This is a genomic window from Nostoc sp. (assembly GCF_036917655.1).
GTDB lineage: Bacteria > Cyanobacteriota > Cyanobacteriia > Cyanobacteriales > Nostocaceae > Nostoc.
This window is the reverse complement of the sequence record NZ_JBALCY010000085.1, coordinates 144,217-164,032: the sequence shown is the minus strand read 5'-3', so window position 1 is coordinate 164,032 and position 19,816 is coordinate 144,217. Positions and strand designations below refer to the sequence as shown.

18 protein-coding genes and 1 pseudogene are annotated in these 19,816 nt (G+C 43.9%); 8 read left to right on the top strand and 11 right to left on the bottom strand.

What is annotated here, in order from left to right; all coding sequences use genetic code 11:
* Window positions 1-4: 4 nt before the first annotated feature.
* The 9 genes from V7K30_RS32635 to V7K30_RS32595 all read right to left on the bottom strand — a co-directional run bounded on the left by V7K30_RS32635 (window position 5) and on the right by V7K30_RS32595 (window position 8,991).
* Window positions 5-727, bottom strand: coding sequence for a class I SAM-dependent methyltransferase (locus V7K30_RS32635; RefSeq protein WP_335006516.1), 723 nt, complete (start codon window positions 725-727; stop codon window positions 5-7).
* Window positions 728-746: 19 nt separating this feature from the next.
* The gene (locus tag V7K30_RS32630) at window positions 747-1,667 is read right to left on the bottom strand and encodes a hypothetical protein (RefSeq protein WP_335006514.1); all 921 of its coding nucleotides are present in this window, start codon (window positions 1,665-1,667) and stop codon (window positions 747-749) included.
* 31 nt (window positions 1,668-1,698) lie between these two features.
* Window positions 1,699-2,637: a nuclease A inhibitor family protein gene (locus V7K30_RS32625; protein ID WP_335006512.1), complete on the bottom strand. Its 939-nt coding sequence runs from the start codon at window positions 2,635-2,637 to the stop codon at window positions 1,699-1,701.
* A gap of 149 nt (window positions 2,638-2,786) precedes the next feature.
* Window positions 2,787-3,407, bottom strand: coding sequence for a hypothetical protein (locus V7K30_RS32620; RefSeq protein WP_335006510.1), 621 nt, complete (start codon window positions 3,405-3,407; stop codon window positions 2,787-2,789).
* A gap of 19 nt (window positions 3,408-3,426) precedes the next feature.
* Window positions 3,427-4,881 (bottom strand): hypothetical protein, encoded by a 1,455-nt coding sequence (locus V7K30_RS32615; protein WP_335006508.1) that lies wholly within the window; start codon window positions 4,879-4,881, stop codon window positions 3,427-3,429.
* Window positions 4,850-5,260, bottom strand: coding sequence for a hypothetical protein (locus V7K30_RS32610; RefSeq protein WP_335006506.1), 411 nt, complete (start codon window positions 5,258-5,260; stop codon window positions 4,850-4,852). Before V7K30_RS32610 ends, V7K30_RS32615 begins: the two co-directional genes overlap by 32 nt.
* Window positions 5,261-5,539: 279 nt before the next feature.
* On the bottom strand, window positions 5,540-6,256 hold the full coding sequence (locus tag V7K30_RS32605) for a pirin family protein (RefSeq protein ID WP_335006504.1): 717 nt from the start codon (window positions 6,254-6,256) through the stop codon (window positions 5,540-5,542).
* Window positions 6,257-7,252: 996 nt separating this feature from the next.
* On the bottom strand, window positions 7,253-7,825 hold the full coding sequence (gene dps / locus V7K30_RS32600; protein WP_335006502.1) for a DNA starvation/stationary phase protection protein Dps: 573 nt from the start codon (window positions 7,823-7,825) through the stop codon (window positions 7,253-7,255).
* A gap of 116 nt (window positions 7,826-7,941) precedes the next feature.
* Window positions 7,942-8,991: an aldo/keto reductase gene (locus V7K30_RS32595; protein ID WP_335006501.1), complete on the bottom strand. Its 1,050-nt coding sequence runs from the start codon at window positions 8,989-8,991 to the stop codon at window positions 7,942-7,944.
* A gap of 77 nt (window positions 8,992-9,068) precedes the next feature.
* Between V7K30_RS32595 and V7K30_RS32590 the strand changes: the two genes are divergently transcribed.
* Complete coding sequence (locus V7K30_RS32590; protein ID WP_335006500.1) at window positions 9,069-9,320, top strand: hypothetical protein; 252 nt, start codon at window positions 9,069-9,071, stop codon at window positions 9,318-9,320.
* A gap of 463 nt (window positions 9,321-9,783) precedes the next feature.
* Complete coding sequence (locus tag V7K30_RS32585) at window positions 9,784-10,680, top strand: SDR family oxidoreductase (protein ID WP_335006498.1); 897 nt, start codon at window positions 9,784-9,786, stop codon at window positions 10,678-10,680.
* A 15-nt stretch (window positions 10,681-10,695) separates the two neighbouring features.
* On the opposite strand, the gene V7K30_RS32580 is transcribed toward V7K30_RS32585, so the two are convergent.
* Window positions 10,696-10,818 (bottom strand): hypothetical protein, encoded by a 123-nt coding sequence (locus V7K30_RS32580; protein WP_335006496.1) that lies wholly within the window; start codon window positions 10,816-10,818, stop codon window positions 10,696-10,698.
* Window positions 10,819-11,120: 302 nt separating this feature from the next.
* Here V7K30_RS32580 and V7K30_RS32575 point away from each other — a divergent pair, with 302 nt between their 5' ends.
* Complete coding sequence (locus V7K30_RS32575; protein WP_335006494.1) at window positions 11,121-11,726, top strand: Uma2 family endonuclease; 606 nt, start codon at window positions 11,121-11,123, stop codon at window positions 11,724-11,726.
* 149 nt (window positions 11,727-11,875) lie between these two features.
* Window positions 11,876-12,280 carry a thiol-disulfide oxidoreductase DCC family protein gene (locus V7K30_RS32570; protein WP_335006492.1) on the top strand — a complete coding sequence of 135 codons (405 nt, stop codon included), beginning with the start codon at window positions 11,876-11,878 and terminating at the stop codon, window positions 12,278-12,280.
* On the opposite strand, the gene V7K30_RS32565 is transcribed toward V7K30_RS32570, so the two are convergent.
* The gene (locus tag V7K30_RS32565; protein ID WP_335006490.1) at window positions 12,238-12,459 is read right to left on the bottom strand and encodes a hypothetical protein; all 222 of its coding nucleotides are present in this window, start codon (window positions 12,457-12,459) and stop codon (window positions 12,238-12,240) included. The genes V7K30_RS32570 and V7K30_RS32565 overlap by 43 nt on opposite strands.
* Before the next feature lie 165 nt (window positions 12,460-12,624).
* Here V7K30_RS32565 and treZ point away from each other — a divergent pair, with 165 nt between their 5' ends.
* The 4 genes and pseudogenes from treZ to V7K30_RS32550 all read left to right on the top strand — a co-directional run bounded on the left by treZ (window position 12,625) and on the right by V7K30_RS32550 (window position 19,706).
* Complete coding sequence (treZ, locus tag V7K30_RS32560) at window positions 12,625-14,472, top strand: malto-oligosyltrehalose trehalohydrolase (RefSeq protein ID WP_335006488.1); 1,848 nt, start codon at window positions 12,625-12,627, stop codon at window positions 14,470-14,472.
* A 100-nt stretch (window positions 14,473-14,572) separates the two neighbouring features.
* Window positions 14,573-14,821: pseudogene (locus V7K30_RS34495) on the top strand (hypothetical protein); the annotation flags it as partial.
* Between the two features lie 201 nt (window positions 14,822-15,022).
* Window positions 15,023-17,815 carry a malto-oligosyltrehalose synthase gene (gene treY, locus V7K30_RS32555; RefSeq protein WP_335006486.1) on the top strand — a complete coding sequence of 931 codons (2,793 nt, stop codon included), beginning with the start codon at window positions 15,023-15,025 and terminating at the stop codon, window positions 17,813-17,815.
* Window positions 17,816-18,170: 355 nt separating this feature from the next.
* Window positions 18,171-19,706 carry a trehalase family glycosidase gene (locus tag V7K30_RS32550; RefSeq protein ID WP_335006484.1) on the top strand — a complete coding sequence of 512 codons (1,536 nt, stop codon included), beginning with the start codon at window positions 18,171-18,173 and terminating at the stop codon, window positions 19,704-19,706.
* Window positions 19,707-19,816 lie beyond the last annotated feature (110 nt).

The window sequence follows — 19,816 nt, the reverse complement described above, 5'->3', positions numbered from 1 at the left end:
ATTTTCAAAACCGTACCTTATACAACTCAAATAATTCCCCTGATTTCTGTGCTACTACTTTACCACCAGCCGCCTTAATCGTTTTTTCCCACTCAGCGACAGGCTCTAAAAACACCTCAGCCCCCAAATAGGTTTCTAGAACTGCCCAATCTTCCGCTAAAGGCTTTTCTGGGTTGAGGATGTCAAACACAAAATGTCCACCTGGTTTTAATACCCGCTTGACTTCTGCGATTACAGCATCCCAATATTCGAGTGGAAAATAGCAGCTGAATCCGGTGGCGATCGCTAGATCAAATTGCTCTGATGAATAGTTTAACTGATCAGCTGCTCCCAATTCAACACCTTTGAACAGCTTAGAATTCAACTGCGGCCCACGAGAATTCAGGGTATCACGTGCCACATTACTGATTTCTTGCCCATGAAAAAATGCTTGCCAATCCCGCCAAGGATAAATTAAAAAGCTGATACCACAGCCGATATCTATACAGTGTTGGTTTTTTTGAGGTTGAGCAATTTCCCAGAAAGGGGAAGCAATTCTTCCTGAGAAACTCCCTCCAATCCACTCGCGGAATATTGGCATCGCCTGGACTTCTGTTGGGAGTTCAAAGGTTTCACCTTGATATTCTCGGTTAAAGCGATAGGCTACTTGGCCTAATCTTTCGTCCCAGTTGCTTGATTTGTGTGAAGTAAAGAGATTTTGTAACTGCGAATCAGACTTTTTAGACATTAGATTTTTACTGCTCTTTCTAAGGATTGTATTCAAATTCGCCTTGCGATCGCACTCCTATCCAATCACCTACGGGAGTTTGTCCGACTTCGTAGCTGTAGCCAAGATCCCAAAAACTGATACTGTAATAAGTGCGGTTATCCAAACATTGGTTCATAAATTGGCTGAGTTTGGGGCTATTGTAGCGACCATCAGCATACTCAATTGTTCGTTTCTCCAAAAAAACCATAGTTGCTGCTTGCAGTGCAAGTTCAATGGCAGTCGTTTTAGTTTTAGCGATCGCACCTACGAGATAATGTTGATAAGTATAGTTGTATCCGCCGTGATAATAGCCGTAGTTGGTAATTGGGGTGAGATTGTCAAGCAGAATTTTAACTTCAGTTATCAGAGTTTGAGTTGCTTGGCTTGGTGATTCTTCGGAGACAATTTGTGTTGTGGGTTGATTGCGATCGCGGTAATTATAGCTTACTTGGTCGGGGATGGTGGGGGCAAGGCAAAACCAGTGGCGATCGCTAGTTTCTCCAACCACAATCGACACAGAAAAATATGGATGTTCCCACTCAAAGTTTTGAGGTGTTGCTTTATGAACAGATAAATTATATGCTTGAATATTTTGCAGATTGTTAGTTAAAAGCTGCTGGAGTTGTTGATAGTACCTTTTGCGTTCATAAGCAACGTTTTCATTCCAAGTTTTATCTTTACGTTCAGAACGCGGCGGCGCATATTCATAATCACAAGCTTTTTGATTAGTAGGTGTTCCCCATTCTTCAATGTTTTGCCAGTGAGTAAAAGCAAGTTCTATGTCAGTGAGATTAACGAACCCTTCGGAAATCATCAAATTCCAAATGTTAAATTCACCTTGGTTTGTGGTTTCCCAAACAAATGAATTTGAGCAGAGTATTTGTAATGTACCAAGAAGTTGTTCTGTTTCAGGGTGCATAAGTTATTTTTCTGAAGTGTAGGATTTAAAATTATGGATTATATACAAATTCACTTTTGATATATAAACCAGCCCAATCTCCACATGTAGTTTCACCAATTATGTATATATTTTCCTGAGTCCAAAAGCTAAATCTGTACATCATTACTTCTACAAAAGCATGATTTAAAAATTTGTTTAATTTATCGTATTTTGCATATTCTGCTTCAGAATTTCTATACCAATCTTGTAAGTATTCTTTATCAGGGAAAAAATTCTGAAATTGGCTGATTTCTAGCATTCCTGAAGCTTGGAGAGCCTGTGCGATCGCTCCTTCTTTAGTTTCAGCAGCACTATAGACGATTTGATAATCGTAACTATAGTAATAACCACCACCCAAATCTCCTTCTAAATGAATTATTCCTAGTTCTGAAGTAATTGCTTGAAGTTGCGAGACTAAATTTAGCGTATTTTCTCCTAATGTTTGAGCAGACATGGAGTGAATCACAGGAGAACGAGAAATTTGCCCTTGCGGAATATTCGTTTCTTTATAAAAAGTAGGGCAAACAGCAACCCAATTTTCATCTGTTGTTTTACCAACAATCAAACCAACTGAATCATTTTCTGGAAAGTAAGAGGAGGTTTTTACATTAAAAGATTCCATGTCTTGCAAACTCTGACTCAGTATTTGAAATAAAGTTTCTATTTTGTCAGCCCAAGCAGTTTTATAAGTTGAATTCAAAGAAAAGCTATTAAAATTATTTGCATAATCCATTGTCTGCCAATTTTTAATGGTAGCATCAGTGTCTGTGAGTTTTAACCAGCCTTGAGAACGGCTGAGATTTAGTATATTAAATTCACCATTTTGGGATGTATCCCAAACAAATGGAGAAATATATCCGCCATCTTCATGACCTGGTAAATGAAAGCCTGATTTAGGCTCAATAATAACTTGTAGTGTTGCGAGAATTTGCTCTGTTTGTGGTTGCATAGTGTAATAGGTTTAAATTAATTGTTATTGAGTAATAGCTTAGTATGTGTAGGGGAGCCAGCCGCGTGGGCGGGTTTCCCGACTTGAGCGGACTGGCGTTGTGTTATAACGGAGTCCGTAACGCACCGAAACTTTTGAAAGATGCTGATTTAGGAAGATGCTTGTAGCAAAGCCGATTGAAATGGTTGCAACAGAATACCGATAATTTTATCAACATCATTGATGTAGTATTCAACTATATCAATGTATGCTGTTAGTCCTTCCAACATTAAAAACCGCCAGTTGGTTCCACTAGTTACAACGCCATAGATTGTCTTAACTTCTTGTTGAGTATTTTGATTGAATAACTGGGCGGCTATCATAGTAGCAATACATTGTCCTAAGCCACTTTTAATATTTTCATTCTTTGCCTCAACAATTGTAATGACAGGAGCTTTCATGTAAAACTGTTCTTCAGAACCACAGAGAATGAAATCACAAAATCCATTCAATCCTTTACTAGCATCTACATCAAAATCTGTACCGGAAAACAGAGATATTTGATAATTTAACTGCCGTCTAACTTCGGTTAAAACTGGCATAATTAGTAATTCTGAACGGGCTTTTTCAGTGTTGATGGCAGTTGCTAGTTGAGTATATTCTTCTAAAAGCGTTGTTAAGGTGGCAGAAGGTTGAATAGGCGACACTTCTTTGAACAGATTGCGCTTTTCATCAATTACAAGCTGAAAAGTTTCTCGAACTTTGGCGAGTGTGAAATCACTGTATGCCATCTGCAATATCCTCCATTATTCACAACTCAACTCTAGCGGCTGCGCGGACAATTCGATTACTATCCTGAGCAAGTTGCTGGCGTAAAACGCTTGGAGTCGCGGGGTTATCTGCAACGGCGTAGCGTTCAAGCCAGGATGCAGACTGCGCTCCTTGTGTCAATACTTCATGGGGAGTTAGGGGATGAAGCAGTGTCACCAACCGTACAAAGGCGTTTTCTGAACTCGCGTATTCTGCAAGTATGGTTGTTATATCATCAGTGTTGGGATTGTAGAGGCGATTGAGTCCGCGCAAGGTGGGACTAGTTTGGCGGGTGGTAGGTTGCACAATCAAATCGCGGAGGGTTTCGCGGATGGGTGCAGGGGTGTTGGGATTTTGAGCAACTGCACGACGGACTTCGACTTTTTCATCGTTAGCCAATTGTGTCAATATTGTTTCAGTTAGGTGAGGATTACTAGCTACAGCAGTGCGTACACTGGGGTTTTCGTCACTTGCGAGAAGTTGTAAAACAGTAATTGGTGTATTGCGGTTAGTCGCTACTTTGGTTCGTACCTCTACTTGTTCATCCCGCGCCAGTAATTCCAAAATGCTTACAGGTGCATTGATTGCAGCAGCAACAGCTTCACGCACGGATATTGCTGTATCTTCTGCCAAACGCAACCACAAAGCCTCTGTCAAATTGGGATGGCGAACTAAACAAACACGCACTTCTACAGAAGGATCTTGGACAAGAATGCCCAGTAATTGCGGTGTTAAGCTGGGGTTGTATGCAAGCGATCGCACTATCTTATCATCGGTTGTAGGTGGAATAAACGCTTGCGGATCGGGTGCTGCACCAATAAATTCTCTTCTTGCTAAAATCTCTAGTGCTTCTATAGGTGTGCGAGGATTACCAGCTATTGATTGCAGCACATCATTATGATCGCCGGGAAATGCACTTTTGAGCATATCCACTGTTTGATTTGGCGTATTTCCTGAATTTTGGGTACTCAGAACAATTTCAGCAAGTGCGCGGGGTGGTGTGTTGGGATTGCGAACAACTTCCAAACGAGTTGTAAAATCTGGGTGACTAGCTAGCACTTCCAAAGTTTCAGGAAATGTATTAGCATTACTGGCGACAGCACGAACTGTAGCTACATCAGAATCTCTCGCTAACTGTCTTAAAACGGTGGCTGGTGTATTAGGGTGATATGCGACTCGATAACGCACTGAACTATCGGTGTGACTTGCTAACTGTGACAAAGTTTCAACAGGCATTTGTGAACCTTTGACAGGATGTTTAATAAAATCAGCAAGATTTTTGCTACTCATGCTCTTAACCGCCTGAGCAAGTGCAATTCCGGGTGTATTGGGGTTACATTGATTTACGAGATTTTCTTCTAAACCCAAACGAGTCAGAATTGTGATAGGAGTGTTAGGGTTAGCAGTCAGTTTCGTTTTGACTTCACGGCTGGTATCGTTGGCTAACTGCGTCAAAAGCTCTTTGGGGATTACGCAATCCTTCAATTAGTCGCTCGGCGGGAACCCACTCGCTGAGAAAGCATGGTGGTACTGGGGCTAATTTTAGCAGTTCTACGGCTAGGCGATCGTTTTGCCCTAGTTGCTGTTGTTGCAGGATTTCATCTACTACTTGCTGCCACCTGTCTGTTATTTCTCCTGCAAGATTTACGTGCAAGCTTGCGGCTTGTGATACCTGCTCATCAGGACTATTAACTAGAATCTCTAAGAGACTGGGCGGTGTCTGGTGGAAACTGGCGATCGCTAATTGCAACACTACTGGCTGCTGCAATAACCGCTCTGGGGCTGACAAAAATGCTTGCAAATCTGATCCACTAACTGGCTGAAGAGGTTGCATGGCTGTACAACTAAAGATACTAGTACACTTATACTATAAAAAAGGATACGTGAAAGTTTTGTATCCCGATCTTTATAATTCCCAATACCAGCATAAGTTTGCACCCCAATCATGTAGTCAACTTAGAGCCAAGGCGAATAGAATTCGCGGCTACACAGGCAAAGTCCGCCTGCGCGGACTAAGAGAAAACAAGGGGCTTAAACCCCTTGTTGTAACTAACCTACGGAGGCAGGTTTTGTTTGTGTAGACGCGGTTTCTAACCGCCCTTTAGCTGCAATATTAACCCAAGTCGAAAAGCAAGATTTCGCCGCCGATGTTGGTGCTAATTTCTAGCTGTTCTTCGCCATTGATTTGCACACCATCACCTGCTCTGAGTTCCTCTCCATTCAAGTTAACTATGCCTTGCGCTATTTGTAACCAGGCATAGCGATCGCGTTTGACTTGATAATTAACAACATCACCATCCTTTAAAACAGATGTGTATAAATCAACATCTTGGTGAATTGTCACAGCACCATCACGCCCATCTTTAGCAGCAATTAAGCGTAATTTGCCTTGCTTTTCTTCTAGAGGAAAAGCTTTTTGTTCATATCTTGGTGTCAACCTTTCTTCGTCAGGAAGAATCCAGATTTGTAGCAAGTGCAGTGGTTCAGTTGGTGAGGGATTAAATTCGCTGTGGCTGATCCCAGTTCCAGCGCTCATAATCTGGGCATCACCGGGGCGAATTACCGAACCAGTACCTAAACTATCTTTATGTTCTACAGCACCTTCTAAGACATAGGTGAGGATTTCCATGTCACGATGACTGTGGGTAGGGAATCCAGCACCAGGGGCGATGCGATCGTCATTAATCACGCGCAGAGAGCGAAATCCCATCCGGTTGGGATCGTAAAAACTACCGAAGGAAAATGTGTGATAGCTATCGAGCCAGCCTATTTGAGCGTGACCACGAGCATTGCGATCGTGAATTAAGTGGGTAATTGTATTTTGAGACATAAATTTACCTCGTTGTTAATGAATATTTAGTTAGGAGTCGCTCAATTTGTGATTTTAGTTTTTTCCTTCAATTGCCGAAGATATTTTTGAATTTTTCGACCTAGTTTTTAACTATTTCAATAGTAAACTATGTACATATAAAATGAAAAGTACGCACTTAAAAGTGGCGTACTTACCAAAAAGATACTGTAAGATTTTAATTTAAATCATTGAACAAAAAGATTCTAGATTTATTAAATAAGTCATGCTAGTACGGTGTGTTATGCCGTAGGTTAACGCACCTTGAATGGTCGATCGTGCTGTACTCTTAGCAATCACCTTATAGCGTTTCTCAATAAGAGTGAAGTAACATCTCAAAATCTCACCCCCAACCCCTCTCCTTACTAAGGCTACGGTGTACACACAAGTCGAAAAAAGCTCGATTTCTCATTTCTCCTTGTTCTCTCGTTCCCATGCAAAGCTAGGAATGGTTGATTAGAGGCTGCTGCCTCCAGTCATATCATGTCCGCTTGATTGCTTATTAAACTCAGGAGTTCCCCAAAGAGCCAAAGCTATGCTTTGTCTCCCCTCCCGAAGAGCGGGGAGGGGATTAAGGGGAGCCAGTGCGGTCTTCTCCCAAGGGGAGACGCTAAAAGCGATGGGGTCTCCCCAAGTGGAGCATCTGGCGTGTGGGGTGCAATGACTGTGGGAATCGTAACTAATTATGCGGACATGATATCAGATATTGAGTCAGAGACTCAATGAATGCATTCCTCATGCAGAGCATGGGAACGAGTCAAGCCTAATCAAGCTAGGTTTTTAGGACTTGTGTGTACACGGTAGCCTTACTAAGGAGAGGGGAGATGAAGCACAGCTTTATCGGGGTGAGGTTAAGCTGTACTTCAGTTGCTTAAGGATTCGCTATATATCAATATGTCCTATGAGATAGTGCGTTACGGCTAAAGCCGTAACGCACCCTACTACTACTGAGTTAGAAAGCGGATCTCTCAGAAGTGCTTATTTTACACCAGCAGGTATCTTTTGACTTGTTGTAGTACCCGTTTTGCCATTCTCTGCCTTAATTTCTGCTACTTGCAGATGAGCTTCTAAGAACCAGAGTCGTTTGTCAATGGTGCGGGAAATTTCGGTGTAAAGGTCGGCGGTATCGAGGTCGTCTAATTCATCAGTTTTAGCGATCGCTTCCCGGAGATGTTTAGCATAGAGTGCAAAACGATCTGCTAAGGCTGTCACATGGTCTTTACCATCCAAAATATCTAAGGGATATTCTGGCAGAATTGAATTACTAGCTGCGGCGCGGACTGTTCCGAAAGCGTATCCGCCTAAAGCTGTAACCCGTTCAGCTACCAGATCAATGTACTGTTCCAATTCACCAGCAAGTTCATCAAATAATAGGTGTAGCTGGTAAAAGTCAGTTCCTTTAACATTCCAATGCGCTTGCTTTGCTTGGGTTTTCAGATCCGAAGTAGCTGCCAAGGTTTGGTTTAGAAGTACCACGATTTGCACTCGCGCTTCAGCAGGAATGTCAATCCGGGTGGGGAACAAACGTGATGAAATGGTGTTGTCGCTCATGGATTCTTACGTTAATGCCTTTTATATCTAACTTTACAAAAAGTGGTTGGCTATGCGAAACTCTCTGACGACAGATTATATTAACGGCTGAATGTGTTACTGTTTATGACTATTGGTCAGATGCGGTGGTTTTCTATGGTATTGAATGTACCACCGAAAAGGCGATCGCGAATTACATCATTCTGCAAAAAGTCATGCGGAAAACCCAGTTCAATTTTACTAACTTCATCTAACCGTTGCAGATGTTCTGGCGAGAGGCTGACTTCTATTGAAGCTAAGTTATCTTGAAACTGCGTTAATTTACGTGCGCCAACGATCGGAATAATCACACCACTTTGAGCGCGTAACCAAGCTAATGCTACCTGTGAGGGTGTGTGGCCAATTTCTGCTGCAACTTCACTGACAACTTGAGCGATCGCTAAATTCTTCTCAGAAATCTCTCCCCCTAAAGTTTTGAGTCGCCCTTGTTCACTGCCTGCTTGAGCAGCCTGATTATACTTGCCTGTCAGCACACCACCACCCAAAGGCGACCACGGTGTTACTGCTAAGTCAAAGGCTTTAGCCATTGGTAGCAAGTCTCGTTCTGGTGTCCGCTGAATTAAACTATACTCAATTTGCAGGGCGACAAACTGCGTCCATCCTTGGTAATGGGCGATGGTATTTGCTTGGGAAACGATCCAAGCAGGGGCATCAGAAATGCCGATGTAAAGTACTTTACCTTGACGGACTACATCATCAAGCGATCGCAAGACTTCTTCAATAGGTGTTGTGAAATCCCAAGCGTGTAACCAGAATAAATCAATGTAATCGGTGTTTAGCCGTTTCAGGCTACCTTCTAAAGACTGAATTAAGTTCTTGCGATGGTTTCCACTGGCGTTAGGGTCGCCCGTCTTATTATTCATCTGCAAGGGAAAGGAATATTTTGTCGCAACTACAAAGCGTTCTCGTTCTTTAGCGATCAACTCACCGACAATTTTTTCACTGCTACCATCAGTGTAACCGTTGGCGGTGTCAATGAAATTACCTCCTGCTTCTACATAGGTATCAAAGATTTTACGACTTTCGTCAACAGATGCACCCCAACCCCAATCTTCACCAAATGTCATGGTTCCCAAGGAGAGTTCAGAGACTCTTAACCCGCTTTTGCCCAAGAGTTTGTATCTCATGAATATTTTCTCATTAATGAAAAAAACTATGTGAATACCATCCCAAATGCATGATAACTGGAAACCAGGGATGATGTTTGAGGACAAGGCTTTTAGTCTATCTAAACGCAACCTCTTGCATTGTGAATGCGATCGCTTACATTGTGAATGCGATGACTTGCATTGTGAATGCGATCGCTTACATTGTGAATGCGATGACTTACATTGTGAATGCGATCGCTTACATTGTGAATGCGATTGCTTGCATTGTGAATGCGATTGCTTACATTGTGAATGCGATCGCTTGCATTGTGAATGCGATGACTTACATTGTGAATGCGATGACTTAATTCAATACCTTCGCCAATTTACGAGACTTGGGAATAGAATTTAAAGTGGATGTTTGAATGGTTTATTCGACACACTACCTTTGATTTTCCCACTCTTGGAATGTACGGATTTTTTTCAAAAATCAAATAGCTTGGTCTAAAACAGTACGGCAGGTTTTGGTTCATATTTGTGATACTCCTCCTCAAGTGTCCCCTTTGTCAATACTCTGTTACCTGAATCCTTACATATCTCTTCATGCTTTTTTTTGGCGAAGGTATAAAGTGTACCTGCTGCCAATAATCTCCCAAATCTCTTGCTATTTATGAGTTTGCTTTGTTTGGGGTCTGCCGAAAGGTAGAGTCAAAGAGATGCTCCAGAGTCTTAAACCTGTTACTAATTACAACAATAATGTCGCACCAAGTAGAGTAGATGCGATGCAAAAGTGATTTTACAATTGAATTCACCACAAGATGGGAACAACAGATGACAAACGATCGATTGAAGATGCAAGATCCACGTCAGCAATATCCAAGGCCGCCCTTCCCTCGTCAGCCGCAGCCGGCACCGGGACTCGCTCAACAGATGAACCCTCAGCCGGATCACGGCGAGGAGAGCTATACAGGATGTGGAAAGCTTACAAACCGAAAGGCGTTGATCACCGGAGGAGATTCTGGTATAGGACGTGCCGTAGCGATCGCGTTCGCGCGTGAAGGGGCTGATGTGGCAATCTCCTATCTCCCCAGTGAAAAGGCGGACGCACAAGAGGTCATAGAATTGATCCAACAAGCGGGACGCAAAGCTGTAGCTCTTCCGGGTGACATTACGGATGAGAATTTTTGCCGAAAACTCGTGACGGATGCAGTAGAATCTCTGGGCGGTTTAGACATTCTCGTAAACAATGCCGGCGCACAAGAGACTCAGCCTTCCCTTGGGGATATTAGCACCGAGCAGTTCGACAAGGTACTTAAGACCAACCTATACGCACTCTTTTGGATTACGCAGTCGGCAGTGCCGCATCTGAAACCGGGTGCAGCCATCATTAATACAACTTCTATTCAGGCGTATGAACCTTCAGAGAACATCATTGACTATGCGCTCACCAAAGCAGGTATTGTTGCTTTCAGCAAAGCACTTTCCAAACAAATGATTGAGAAGGGTGTACGCGTCAATGCTGTAGCGCCTGGGCCGTTCTGGACACCGCTACAGCCTAGTGGTGGTCAGACTCAGGAAAAAATTGAGAAATTTGGCACCACGGTTCCGCTGGGACGACCCGGACAGCCTGTAGAGATCGCTCCAATATACGTTCTGCTTGCTTCACAAGAGGCAAGTTACATCACGGGAGAGGTTTATGGGATAACAGGTGGTGTCGGTATTGCGTAATGTCTGTTGTGCTGCTCATGAACCGAAGCAGCTACCCCCAGCCCTGAAGGTTGTACCGCCGAAGAGACTGCGGTTCACCTCGCTTGTGAAAATGCCGTAGGGGAAGGCGGGGTCAAGCGCACTGCTTTCGTTTAGCATCTGGAACTGTTCCGGGGTGAGGCGGATGTCCAGCGAGTCCTGGTTGTCGTGCAGTTGTTCGAGCTTGCCGAGACCGAGGCGAGGGCGACCTGCGCCAGTGCGCTAGCTGTCGGGCGGACAATCACTTGGTAGACATCGACATCATCCCCTCAAAACTAGCTGGACATAAACCACTAGTAGACTGTGGCAGAAGTTTGCCTACCTATAAGATTTACGCAATAATTCTCTAAAACTCTCATTCCTTCCTGTCCTTTGCAACGGCAGTCGCTACAATAAGCCTACGTCAAGTCAAAGCAAGACCTATGACCTACACCTCACCCAAACTACTTACCTTTGAGGAATTTATAGCCCAATATGGTGACAATACACGCTACGAACTAATCGACGGACAACTAAGAGACATGGAACCTACAGGGCTACACGAAGCTGTTGCAGGTAGTATTGCTGGTAGAATCTATGTCGAAATTTTTAATTCTAATTTCAATTGGCTAGTTCCAAAAACTTGTCTGATAAAACCACCTGCTGCTGAAGCCACAGCGCTGCGTCCTGATGTAATTGTTTTAGATAAAGCCGAACTTAATAAAGAACCACTTTGGCAAAAAGAACCTATTATTTGCAAAGGCAGTACAATCAAGCTTGTTGCTGAAGTTGTTAGTACTAATTGGCAAGATGATTATGCAAGGAAGCTGGAAGAATACGCTTTTCTTAACATCCCAGAATATTGGATTGTGGACTTTCGGGGCTTGGGTGGTTTGCAATTTATCGGTAATCCGAAACAACCCACATTCACAGTTTGTCAGTTAGTTAACGGTGTGTACCAGCAGCAACAATATCGCTTAGGAGATACTATTTATTCTGATCTCTTGCCAAATTTACAACTTAAACTCGACGACATTATGCATATTTAACAAATGAAATTTTGTTTTGGCTGAGGTGAATCGCATTAGTTAGCACTGCTTCGGTGATGTCAGAGCGATCGCCACGGTTTTCTAAGCTAGAATACCAAAGTTGTATTTAGACACATCTGCAAATCAATTGCAAAAGAGCCGTTATTTTTATGAATTACTACGTAATCTACGACGGGAATTGTAATCTCTGCGTTAATCTAGTGCGATCGCTAGAAACCTTAGACAAGGGAAAGCTGTTTCGCTACAGTCCTATGCAAGATGAGCAGACACTTTTACAGTGGGGAATTACAGCCCAAGACTGTGAACAGGGGGTGATTTTAATTGATGGCAATGAACCTCACAGACGTTGGCAAGGTAGTAACGCCGCAGAAGAAATTGGGCGGTTATCGCCAGTAGGAAGTATATTTGTAGACGCTTATCGAGCCTTACCGGGGATGAAGTGGGCAGGCGATCGCTTTTACGAACAAATCCGCGATAACCGCTATGCACTCTTTGGTAAGCGTTCTAATACCTATGAATCGTCATACTGTGTTGATGGTAGCTGCAAGCCGTAGGGTACATAGGTGTCATTGGTGTCAACTTCAGCCAAAATCCCTTTAAAACCTCGTTTCCAGCCAGAGGCTGGAAATGCTTTTCGTTGAGGCTCTGCCTCCCAAATTCGTGGCAGAGCCGCTTTTGATTTGCATTCCCAGTCGGAGACTGGGAATGAGGGAGTTTCAACTAAATTTGTCATTAGACAGAACTTGTTTTAGTAAAAAATCCGCCTCCAGGTGCTAGCAAAAAGTCAGGTAGACCAACCATTATGCTATCTGGCGTGTTTGTAAACATTGTGCAATCAATGACATTTGCGAACGCGCCACGATTCGGCACAACATAGAATCTGACGGGAGGATACTGCGTGAAAATTGGTGCTAACTACTTGGGTAACGGAGAGTGTGAATTTACAGTTTGGTCTCCGCTATTAGATAGCGTCACGGTAAAAATTTTGACGCCAGAACAGCAGTTAATTCCGCTCAAGCCTAAGTCTGATGGATACTGGCACACGAAAGTCAACGATGTGTATCCAGGCACGCTTTATCGATATGTCTTGAATGGCCAAGATACCTTTGCCGATCCGGCGTCGCAGTATCAACCTGAAGGGGTACATGGGCCGTCTCAAATTGTCGATCAACACTTTGAGTGGACTGATGAAACATGGGCGGGTATTCCTGTGGAGTCGATGATTTTCTATGAAGTTCACGTTGGGACATTCACGCCGGAAGGAAGTTTCACCGCCATCATTCCCCGCTTACCGGAACTGCGGGAACTGGGAATTAACGCCATTGAAATCATGCCGATCGCTCAGTTTCCGGGAGATACCCATATTGAGGCTTCTCTGACATATCGCAACTGGGGTTATGACGGCGTTTATCCCTTTGCTGTCCAAAATTCCTACGGTAGCCCAGCCGAACTTAAGCAACTGGTAAATGCTTGCCATCAACATAATATTGCCGTAGTGCTGGATGTGGTGTATAACCACTTTGGCCCAGAAGGCAACTATATGAGTCAGTTTGCGCCCTACTTTACTAAAACCTATAAAACGCCGTGGGGCGATGCGCTGAATTTTGACGATGCCCATAGTCAGGGTGTGCGAAACTATTTCATCCAAAATGCGCTCTACTGGTTGGGCGAGTTCCACATTGATGCATTGCGGCTGGATGCAGTTCAAGCAATTTACGACTTGGGGGCGAAGCATTTTTTGTGGGAACTGGCGGAAGCAGTTCATCATTTCTCACAACAAGGGCAAAAATGGAAACGCCATCTAATTGCCGAAAGTGACCAGAATAATCCGCAAATAATTCGTCCGGCAGAATTGGGTGGATATGGAATCGATGCTCAGTGGAGTGATGATTTCCACCATTCATTACACGCACTTTTAACAGGCGATCGCCAAGGATATTATCAAGATTTTGGGCAATGTGCTGATCTGGCAAAAGCTTATGAAGATACTTTTGTCTATGATTGGAAGTATGCTCCCCACCGCAAGCGATTTCATGGCGTATCTTGCCGCGATCGCCCTTTATCACAGTTTTCTGTCTGCATCCAGAATCACGATCAAATCGGCAATCAAATGAAAGGAGAACGCCTCAGCCAGCGGATCTCTTTTGAGGGATTAAAGTTAGCTGCTGGCGCTGTGCTGCTGTCGCCCTACTTACCTCTGTTATTCATGGGAGAAGAATACGGTGAAACTGCACCCTTTATTTACTTTGTCAGTCACTCCGATCCAGATTTGATTCAAGCAGTTCAAGCCGGACGCAGAGAAGAATTTGAAGCATTTCACTATGCAGATGATCCCCCAGATCCGGAATCGGCAGAAACTTTCCTAAAATCTAAGCTCAATTGGCAATTACGCAATGAAGGTAAGCACAAAGTTTTGTGGGATTGGTATCGCCAGTTAATTAATTTACGCAAGACGCATCCAGCCCTTTTGAATCAAGACCGCAATTTCATCCAAGCAACTAGCGATAAAGTCAAGGATTTGGTCATCGTGCGTCGTTGGTGCGAATCGAGTGAACTAATTTTTGTGATGAATTTCAATTCGTCTCCAGTGACAGTGGCTCTGCCAATTGGGCATAATGCTGAAAAACTATTAGACTCAGCAGATACCTCATGGTCTGGGCCTGGTTCTGAAGCCGCGGAACATCTGTCTGTGGGGCAAGAAGTGAAAGTAAAAGCGACTAGTATAGTCCTGTATGAAAGGAGATGAAGGCGAGAGTTAGAACTTAAAGTTTCAGCCTCATAACCTCAAGTTTTGAGCTAAAAGGCTCAACGTTTGAGCTAAAAGGCTTAACGTTCGAGCTAAAAGGCTTAACGTTCAAGCTAAAAGGCTCAACGTTCAAGCTAAAAGGCTTAACGTTCAAGCTAAAAGGCTTAACGTTCGAGTTAAAAGGCTCAACGTTCAAGTAAAAAGGCTCAACGTTCAAGTAAAAAGGCTCAACGTTCGAGCTAAAAGGCTCAACGTTCGAGCTAAAAGGCTCAACGTTCAAGTAAAAAGGTTCAACGTTCGAGCTAAAAGGTTTAACGTTCATGTAAAAAGGTTCAAATTCTCCAAGTAATATCATGTCCGCCAAATTACCCATAATAAAAGAACCCCACCCCCAACCCCTCCCCGCTTGCGGGGAGGGGAGACAAAGCACAGCTTTGGCGGGGTGGGGTTCTTCGGGTTTAATGAGCAATCAAACGGACATAATATAAGTCCCTCGTCCGCCTCACTACCTACTCTTTCATCTCTCATTAGAACAAACTAGAACAAACTCATGCGAATTCCCACCGCAACTTATCGAATTCAGTTTACACCTCAGTTTGGCTTTGACAACGCTAAAGCGATCGCAGCTTATCTGGCAGATTTAGGTATTTCCGATTTATATGCCTCCCCCATTTTCAAGGCACGCTCCGGGAGTACGCACGGCTACGATATAGTAGATGCCACTCAACTCAACCCAGAATTAGGAACTAATGAGTCCTTTGATGCATTAGTTGGTGAAGTTCAATCCCTTGGTATGGGCTGGTTACAAGATATTGTGCCCAACCACATGGCCTATACCAGCGAAAACCTTTACTTAATGGACGTATTGGAACACGGCCCAGATTCCAGTTATACCGACTACTTCGACCTTTCTTGGAATGCTCCCTTTGGCGATCGCCAAGAGCGAATTCTCGCTCCTCTACTAGGAGATTTCTATGGTGCATCCCTGGAAAACGGACACATTCAACTACAATACGAACAAAACGGTTTAACTGTAAACTATTACAGCTTGAAACTGCCACTGCGGTTAGAATCTTACACAAAATTTATCACTCATAATCTGGGCAAACTCACGCGCACACTGGGACGCAACCACCCCGATTTTATTAAACTATTGGGAATTCTGTATATTCTCAAAAATGTCCCCTCAGAAGTTGCGGGGAAACAGCGACAAGACCAAATCGCATTTATTAAAGGATTGGTTTGGGAACTCTATACCACAAACGATGCCATCCGCGAGTTCATTGACGAAAATATCCAAACTTTCAATGGAGAACCAGGAAATTCAGATAGCTTTAACCTCCTAGATGAATTACTGAATGACCAGTTTTACCGTCTCGCCTTCTGGAAAGTTGGGGCGGAGGAAATGAACTACCGCCGTTTCTTTACTGTTAATGAACTGATTTCCGTTAAAGTTGAAGAACTGCGGGTTTTTAATAATACCCATAGCCTAATTCACAAGCTGGTTGAGGAGGGCACATTTACAGGTTTACGCATTGACCATATTGATGGACTTTATAACCCAATCCAGTATCTCGAAAGACTGCGGGAAAAGACAGGAGATGTTTACATCACGGTCGAGAAGATTTTAGAACTCACCGAAGAATTGCCGGAAAACTGGGGAATTGAAGGGACATCGGGATATGACTTTTTGAATTATGTAAATGGCGTATTTTGTCAAACGGAAAATCAATCATCCTTCGATAAAATCTACCAAAACTTTATTGCTGCAAGGGTAGATTATGCATCGGTAGTGAAGGATAAAAAACATCTAATCCTGGAAAAGAATTTAGCAGGTGATGTTGACAATCTGGCTCTTTTATTAAAGAATATTTCTAGCAAATATCGCTATGGCAATGATTTTACGCTGAATGGACTAAAAAGAGCGATCGCCGAAGTTTTGACACTGTTCCCGATTTACCGCACCTATATTACACCCGATGGGATTGGAGATAGCGATCGCGCTACCATTCAGAAAGTAATTGACCAAGCCAAAGAACAAGCGCCCCTGTTGCAGCACGAACTGACCTTTATTGAAAAGTTAATGCTGCTAGAGTTTGATAATTCTCTGACTCAAACAGAACGCGAACAGTGGATATATTTTGTCTTGCGAATGCAGCAATACAGCGGGCCGCTAATGGCGAAAGGCGTTGAAGACACCACATTATATGTTTACAATCGGTTACTGTCGCTAAATGAAGTGGGGGGTAATCCCGGTCATTTTGGGATTTCAGTAACCAAATTTCATGCCTTTAACCAACAGCACCAAGCAACTTGGCCCCACACAATGAACACCACAGCCACCCACGACACCAAACGCGGCGAAGATGTGCGGGCCAGGTTGAATGTCCTCTCAGAAATCCCCGATGAGTGGGAGCAACAGGTAAATACTTGGAGCGCCATGAATCGAGGAAATCGTAGCGATCGCCACGGGTTCGCTATGCCCGATCGCAACGATGAGTATTTTCTCTATCAAACCCTAGTTGGGGCGTTTCCCTTTGCCGAAGATGAACATGCGTCCTTTGTAGAACGGGTGAAAGACTATATAATTAAAGCAATTCGAGAAGCGAAAGTTCATACAGCATGGTTGCGACCTGATAGCGAGTACGAAGAAGCTTGTACCTCCTTTATTGAGAAGGTACTTGACCCTTCCATCTCCGGGGAATTTCTAGAAGCCTTTCGTCCCTTTCAACAGCGAATTGCAGACTATGGTATATTCAATTCCCTTTCCCAAACTCTACTGAAGATTACCGCACCTGGCGTACCCGACTTTTACCAGGGAACAGAACTTTGGGAACTAAGCCTAGTCGATCCAGACAATCGCCGTCCCGTGGATTTTGAACAGCGACATACTTACTTAAACGCTATCCGCGAACAGGTGAAAACAGACATTCTCGGACTAATTCAGGAGTTACTTAACGATAAAACCGACGGCAGAATCAAACTGTTTTTAACGGCTCAATTACTCCAAGCTAGAACAAACTACGTCTCATTATTCCAGGACGGCGACTATTTACCCTTAGAAGTTCAAGGAACCTACGCCAATCACATTATCGCCTTTGCGCGGCGGGAGGGGAATCAAACAGCGATCATAATCGCGCCTCGCTTTTTAACTAGCCTCATCCAGCCTGGAGACAATCCCTTGGGCGAATCAGTTTGGCAAGATACGCATCTGCTATTACCCCCTGGAACTCCCCTCACCTGGAAAAACGTCCTGACTCAGCAACCATTACAGGCAAAAGAAACCCTATCGATCGCAGCAGCCCTAGCTCATTTTCCAGTTGCTCTGTTAGTCAGTGATTAACGGGCATGGGGCAAAAGAGGCAGAGGGAAAGAGTGGAGAGGGTAGAGGGCAGAGGGGAAAACTCTTTCTTCTACCTTGCTCCCCGATCTAGCCGTGTGAAGGTGACATATAGATTGAATTTCATATTTGTTCAACTCAAATCTTCACTTTTTCTTTTAGAATTCTGAAAATTCCGAGTACTGCTCTTGAAGTTCCGAGTACTGCTCTCGAAGTTCCGAGTACTGATCTCGAAGTTCCGAGTTCTGAGCTAGTAATGAAATAGAAATTGCAGTCTCATCCAGACTCACCTTGACAGCACTATTCCTAGTTCTTAGTCTCTATTCCCCAGCCCCCATTTTGAATCTTGAGATGAATTATGACTACTCCAGCTTACACCGACACTCCACCAGCACTCACCACCGCGCAGATTGACGCCGTGCGATCGCATATCAAGAAAACCTGGAAAATCTTAACGCGATCGCACGAACATTTGTTGCAATCTGCGAAGGATACCAAGCTAGACCACAAAACAGACACTCCTTGGATTGTCTACATTTCCCCCTTAGAAGATTGTCCCAATATTCAAACTGTCTTGGAGCGATCGCTATCTCCAAAGGATATGCAAAGAATTGAAATTCGCACTTTGCCACCTGAAGTCGAGGCGATTAAAGAGCATGGGTTACTATACCTACCAGGGCCTTATGTAGTACCAGGTGGTCGCTTTAATGAAATGTATGGCTGGGATAGCTACTTTATATTACTGGGACTTTTGCACGATGGGGAATTAGAGCTAGCGCAAAGCCAAGTAGACCAACTGCTGTACCAGGTGGAGAATTACGGCATTATCCTCAATTCCAACCGGACTTATATGCTGTCGCGATCGCAACCCCCCGTCCTCAGCATGATGGTTTTGGCGTTATTCCAGCACACCCAAGATCAAGAGTGGTTAAAGTCAACCGTACCGCTTTTAGAGCAATTTTACTATTACTGGGTAGTACCGCCCCACCTGAATCCCGGAACAGGCTTATCTAGATTCTATGCTCTTGGGGAAGGCCCCGCACCAGAAGTTTTGTTCTCCGAGCGGGATGAGGAGGGAAAAAGCCACTACGATCGCGTCAAGGAGTACTATAAAACTTTTGAAATTGAGGATTATGACGTTAGTCTTTATTACAATCAAGAAACTGACGAACTGACCAACCTATTTTACAAAGCCGATCGCACCATGCGCGAGTCTGGTTTTGATATCACCAACCGATTTGGCCCTTTCAGTGCTGATATCCTCCACTACGCTCCTGTGTGTCTCAACAGTTTGCTGTATCAGGTAGAACAAGACTTAGCGCAAATCAACGATATTCTGGGGAACGAACAACTGCAACAACAATGGTCAGATCGCGCAGATATCCGCCGCGATCGCATCGATCGGTTTCTCTGGGATGAAGAACAAGGACTTTATCTGGACTATCATTTCCAGAGTGGAAAACGCCGCCGCTACGAATTTGCTACCACCTTCTATCCCTTGTGGCTGGGAATTGCTTCGCCAACCCAAGCCAAACGCGTCGTGAAAAACCTCTCTTTATTTGAAGCCCCAGGCGGAATTCTTACCAGCACTCATGTCACCGGAAACCAGTGGGATGCTCCCTTCGGTTGGGCACCATTGACGTTAATTGCCGTTCTTGGACTTCATCGATATGGGTTTCATGCAGAGGGCGATCGCATTGCCAATAAATTCCTGGCTATGGTAATTAAAGAATTTGAGCGTCACAACACCCTAGTTGAGAAATATGATGTTGAACGCTGTTCTGCCAACGTTTCTGACGATATCTCCTTTGGATATAGTTCTAACGAAGTTGGTTTTGGCTGGACAAATGGAGTCGTTTTGGAACTCTTAGCAGGCTGTGGGAAAAAAGTTTAAATAAAACCCCTGTAGGGTGTGTTATAGCGTTAGCGTAACGCACCATTCCCGGTTTTCGGTGCCCTGCGTCAGCCGTAACACACCCTACAATCAAAGCATTACTTCATAAC

Bases quoted from the DNA above. Each gene is read 5' to 3' on its own strand.
- V7K30_RS32580 (WP_335006496.1), bottom strand. From the start codon at position 10,818: ATGCTAAACGAAAGCAGTGCGCTTGACCCCGCCTTCCCCTACGGCATT.
- V7K30_RS32585 (WP_335006498.1), top strand. From the start codon at position 9,784: ATGACAAACGATCGATTGAAGATGCAAGATCCACGTCAGCAATATCCA.
- V7K30_RS32595 (WP_335006501.1), bottom strand. From the start codon at position 8,991: ATGAGATACAAACTCTTGGGCAAAAGCGGGTTAAGAGTCTCTGAACTC.
- V7K30_RS32635 (WP_335006516.1), bottom strand. From the start codon at position 727: ATGTCTAAAAAGTCTGATTCGCAGTTACAAAATCTCTTTACTTCACAC.
- V7K30_RS32575 (WP_335006494.1), top strand. From the start codon at position 11,121: ATGACCTACACCTCACCCAAACTACTTACCTTTGAGGAATTTATAGCC.
- V7K30_RS32630 (WP_335006514.1), bottom strand. From the start codon at position 1,667: ATGCACCCTGAAACAGAACAACTTCTTGGTACATTACAAATACTCTGC.
- V7K30_RS32605 (WP_335006504.1), bottom strand. From the start codon at position 6,256: ATGTCTCAAAATACAATTACCCACTTAATTCACGATCGCAATGCTCGT.
- V7K30_RS32610 (WP_335006506.1), bottom strand. From the start codon at position 5,260: ATGCAACCTCTTCAGCCAGTTAGTGGATCAGATTTGCAAGCATTTTTG.
- V7K30_RS32620 (WP_335006510.1), bottom strand. From the start codon at position 3,407: ATGGCATACAGTGATTTCACACTCGCCAAAGTTCGAGAAACTTTTCAG.
- V7K30_RS32570 (WP_335006492.1), top strand. From the start codon at position 11,876: ATGAATTACTACGTAATCTACGACGGGAATTGTAATCTCTGCGTTAAT.
- V7K30_RS32550 (WP_335006484.1), top strand. From the start codon at position 18,171: ATGACTACTCCAGCTTACACCGACACTCCACCAGCACTCACCACCGCG.
- V7K30_RS32625 (WP_335006512.1), bottom strand. From the start codon at position 2,637: ATGCAACCACAAACAGAGCAAATTCTCGCAACACTACAAGTTATTATT.
- dps (WP_335006502.1), bottom strand. From the start codon at position 7,825: ATGAGCGACAACACCATTTCATCACGTTTGTTCCCCACCCGGATTGAC.
- V7K30_RS32565 (WP_335006490.1), bottom strand. From the start codon at position 12,459: ATGACAAATTTAGTTGAAACTCCCTCATTCCCAGTCTCCGACTGGGAA.
- treY (WP_335006486.1), top strand. From the start codon at position 15,023: ATGCGAATTCCCACCGCAACTTATCGAATTCAGTTTACACCTCAGTTT.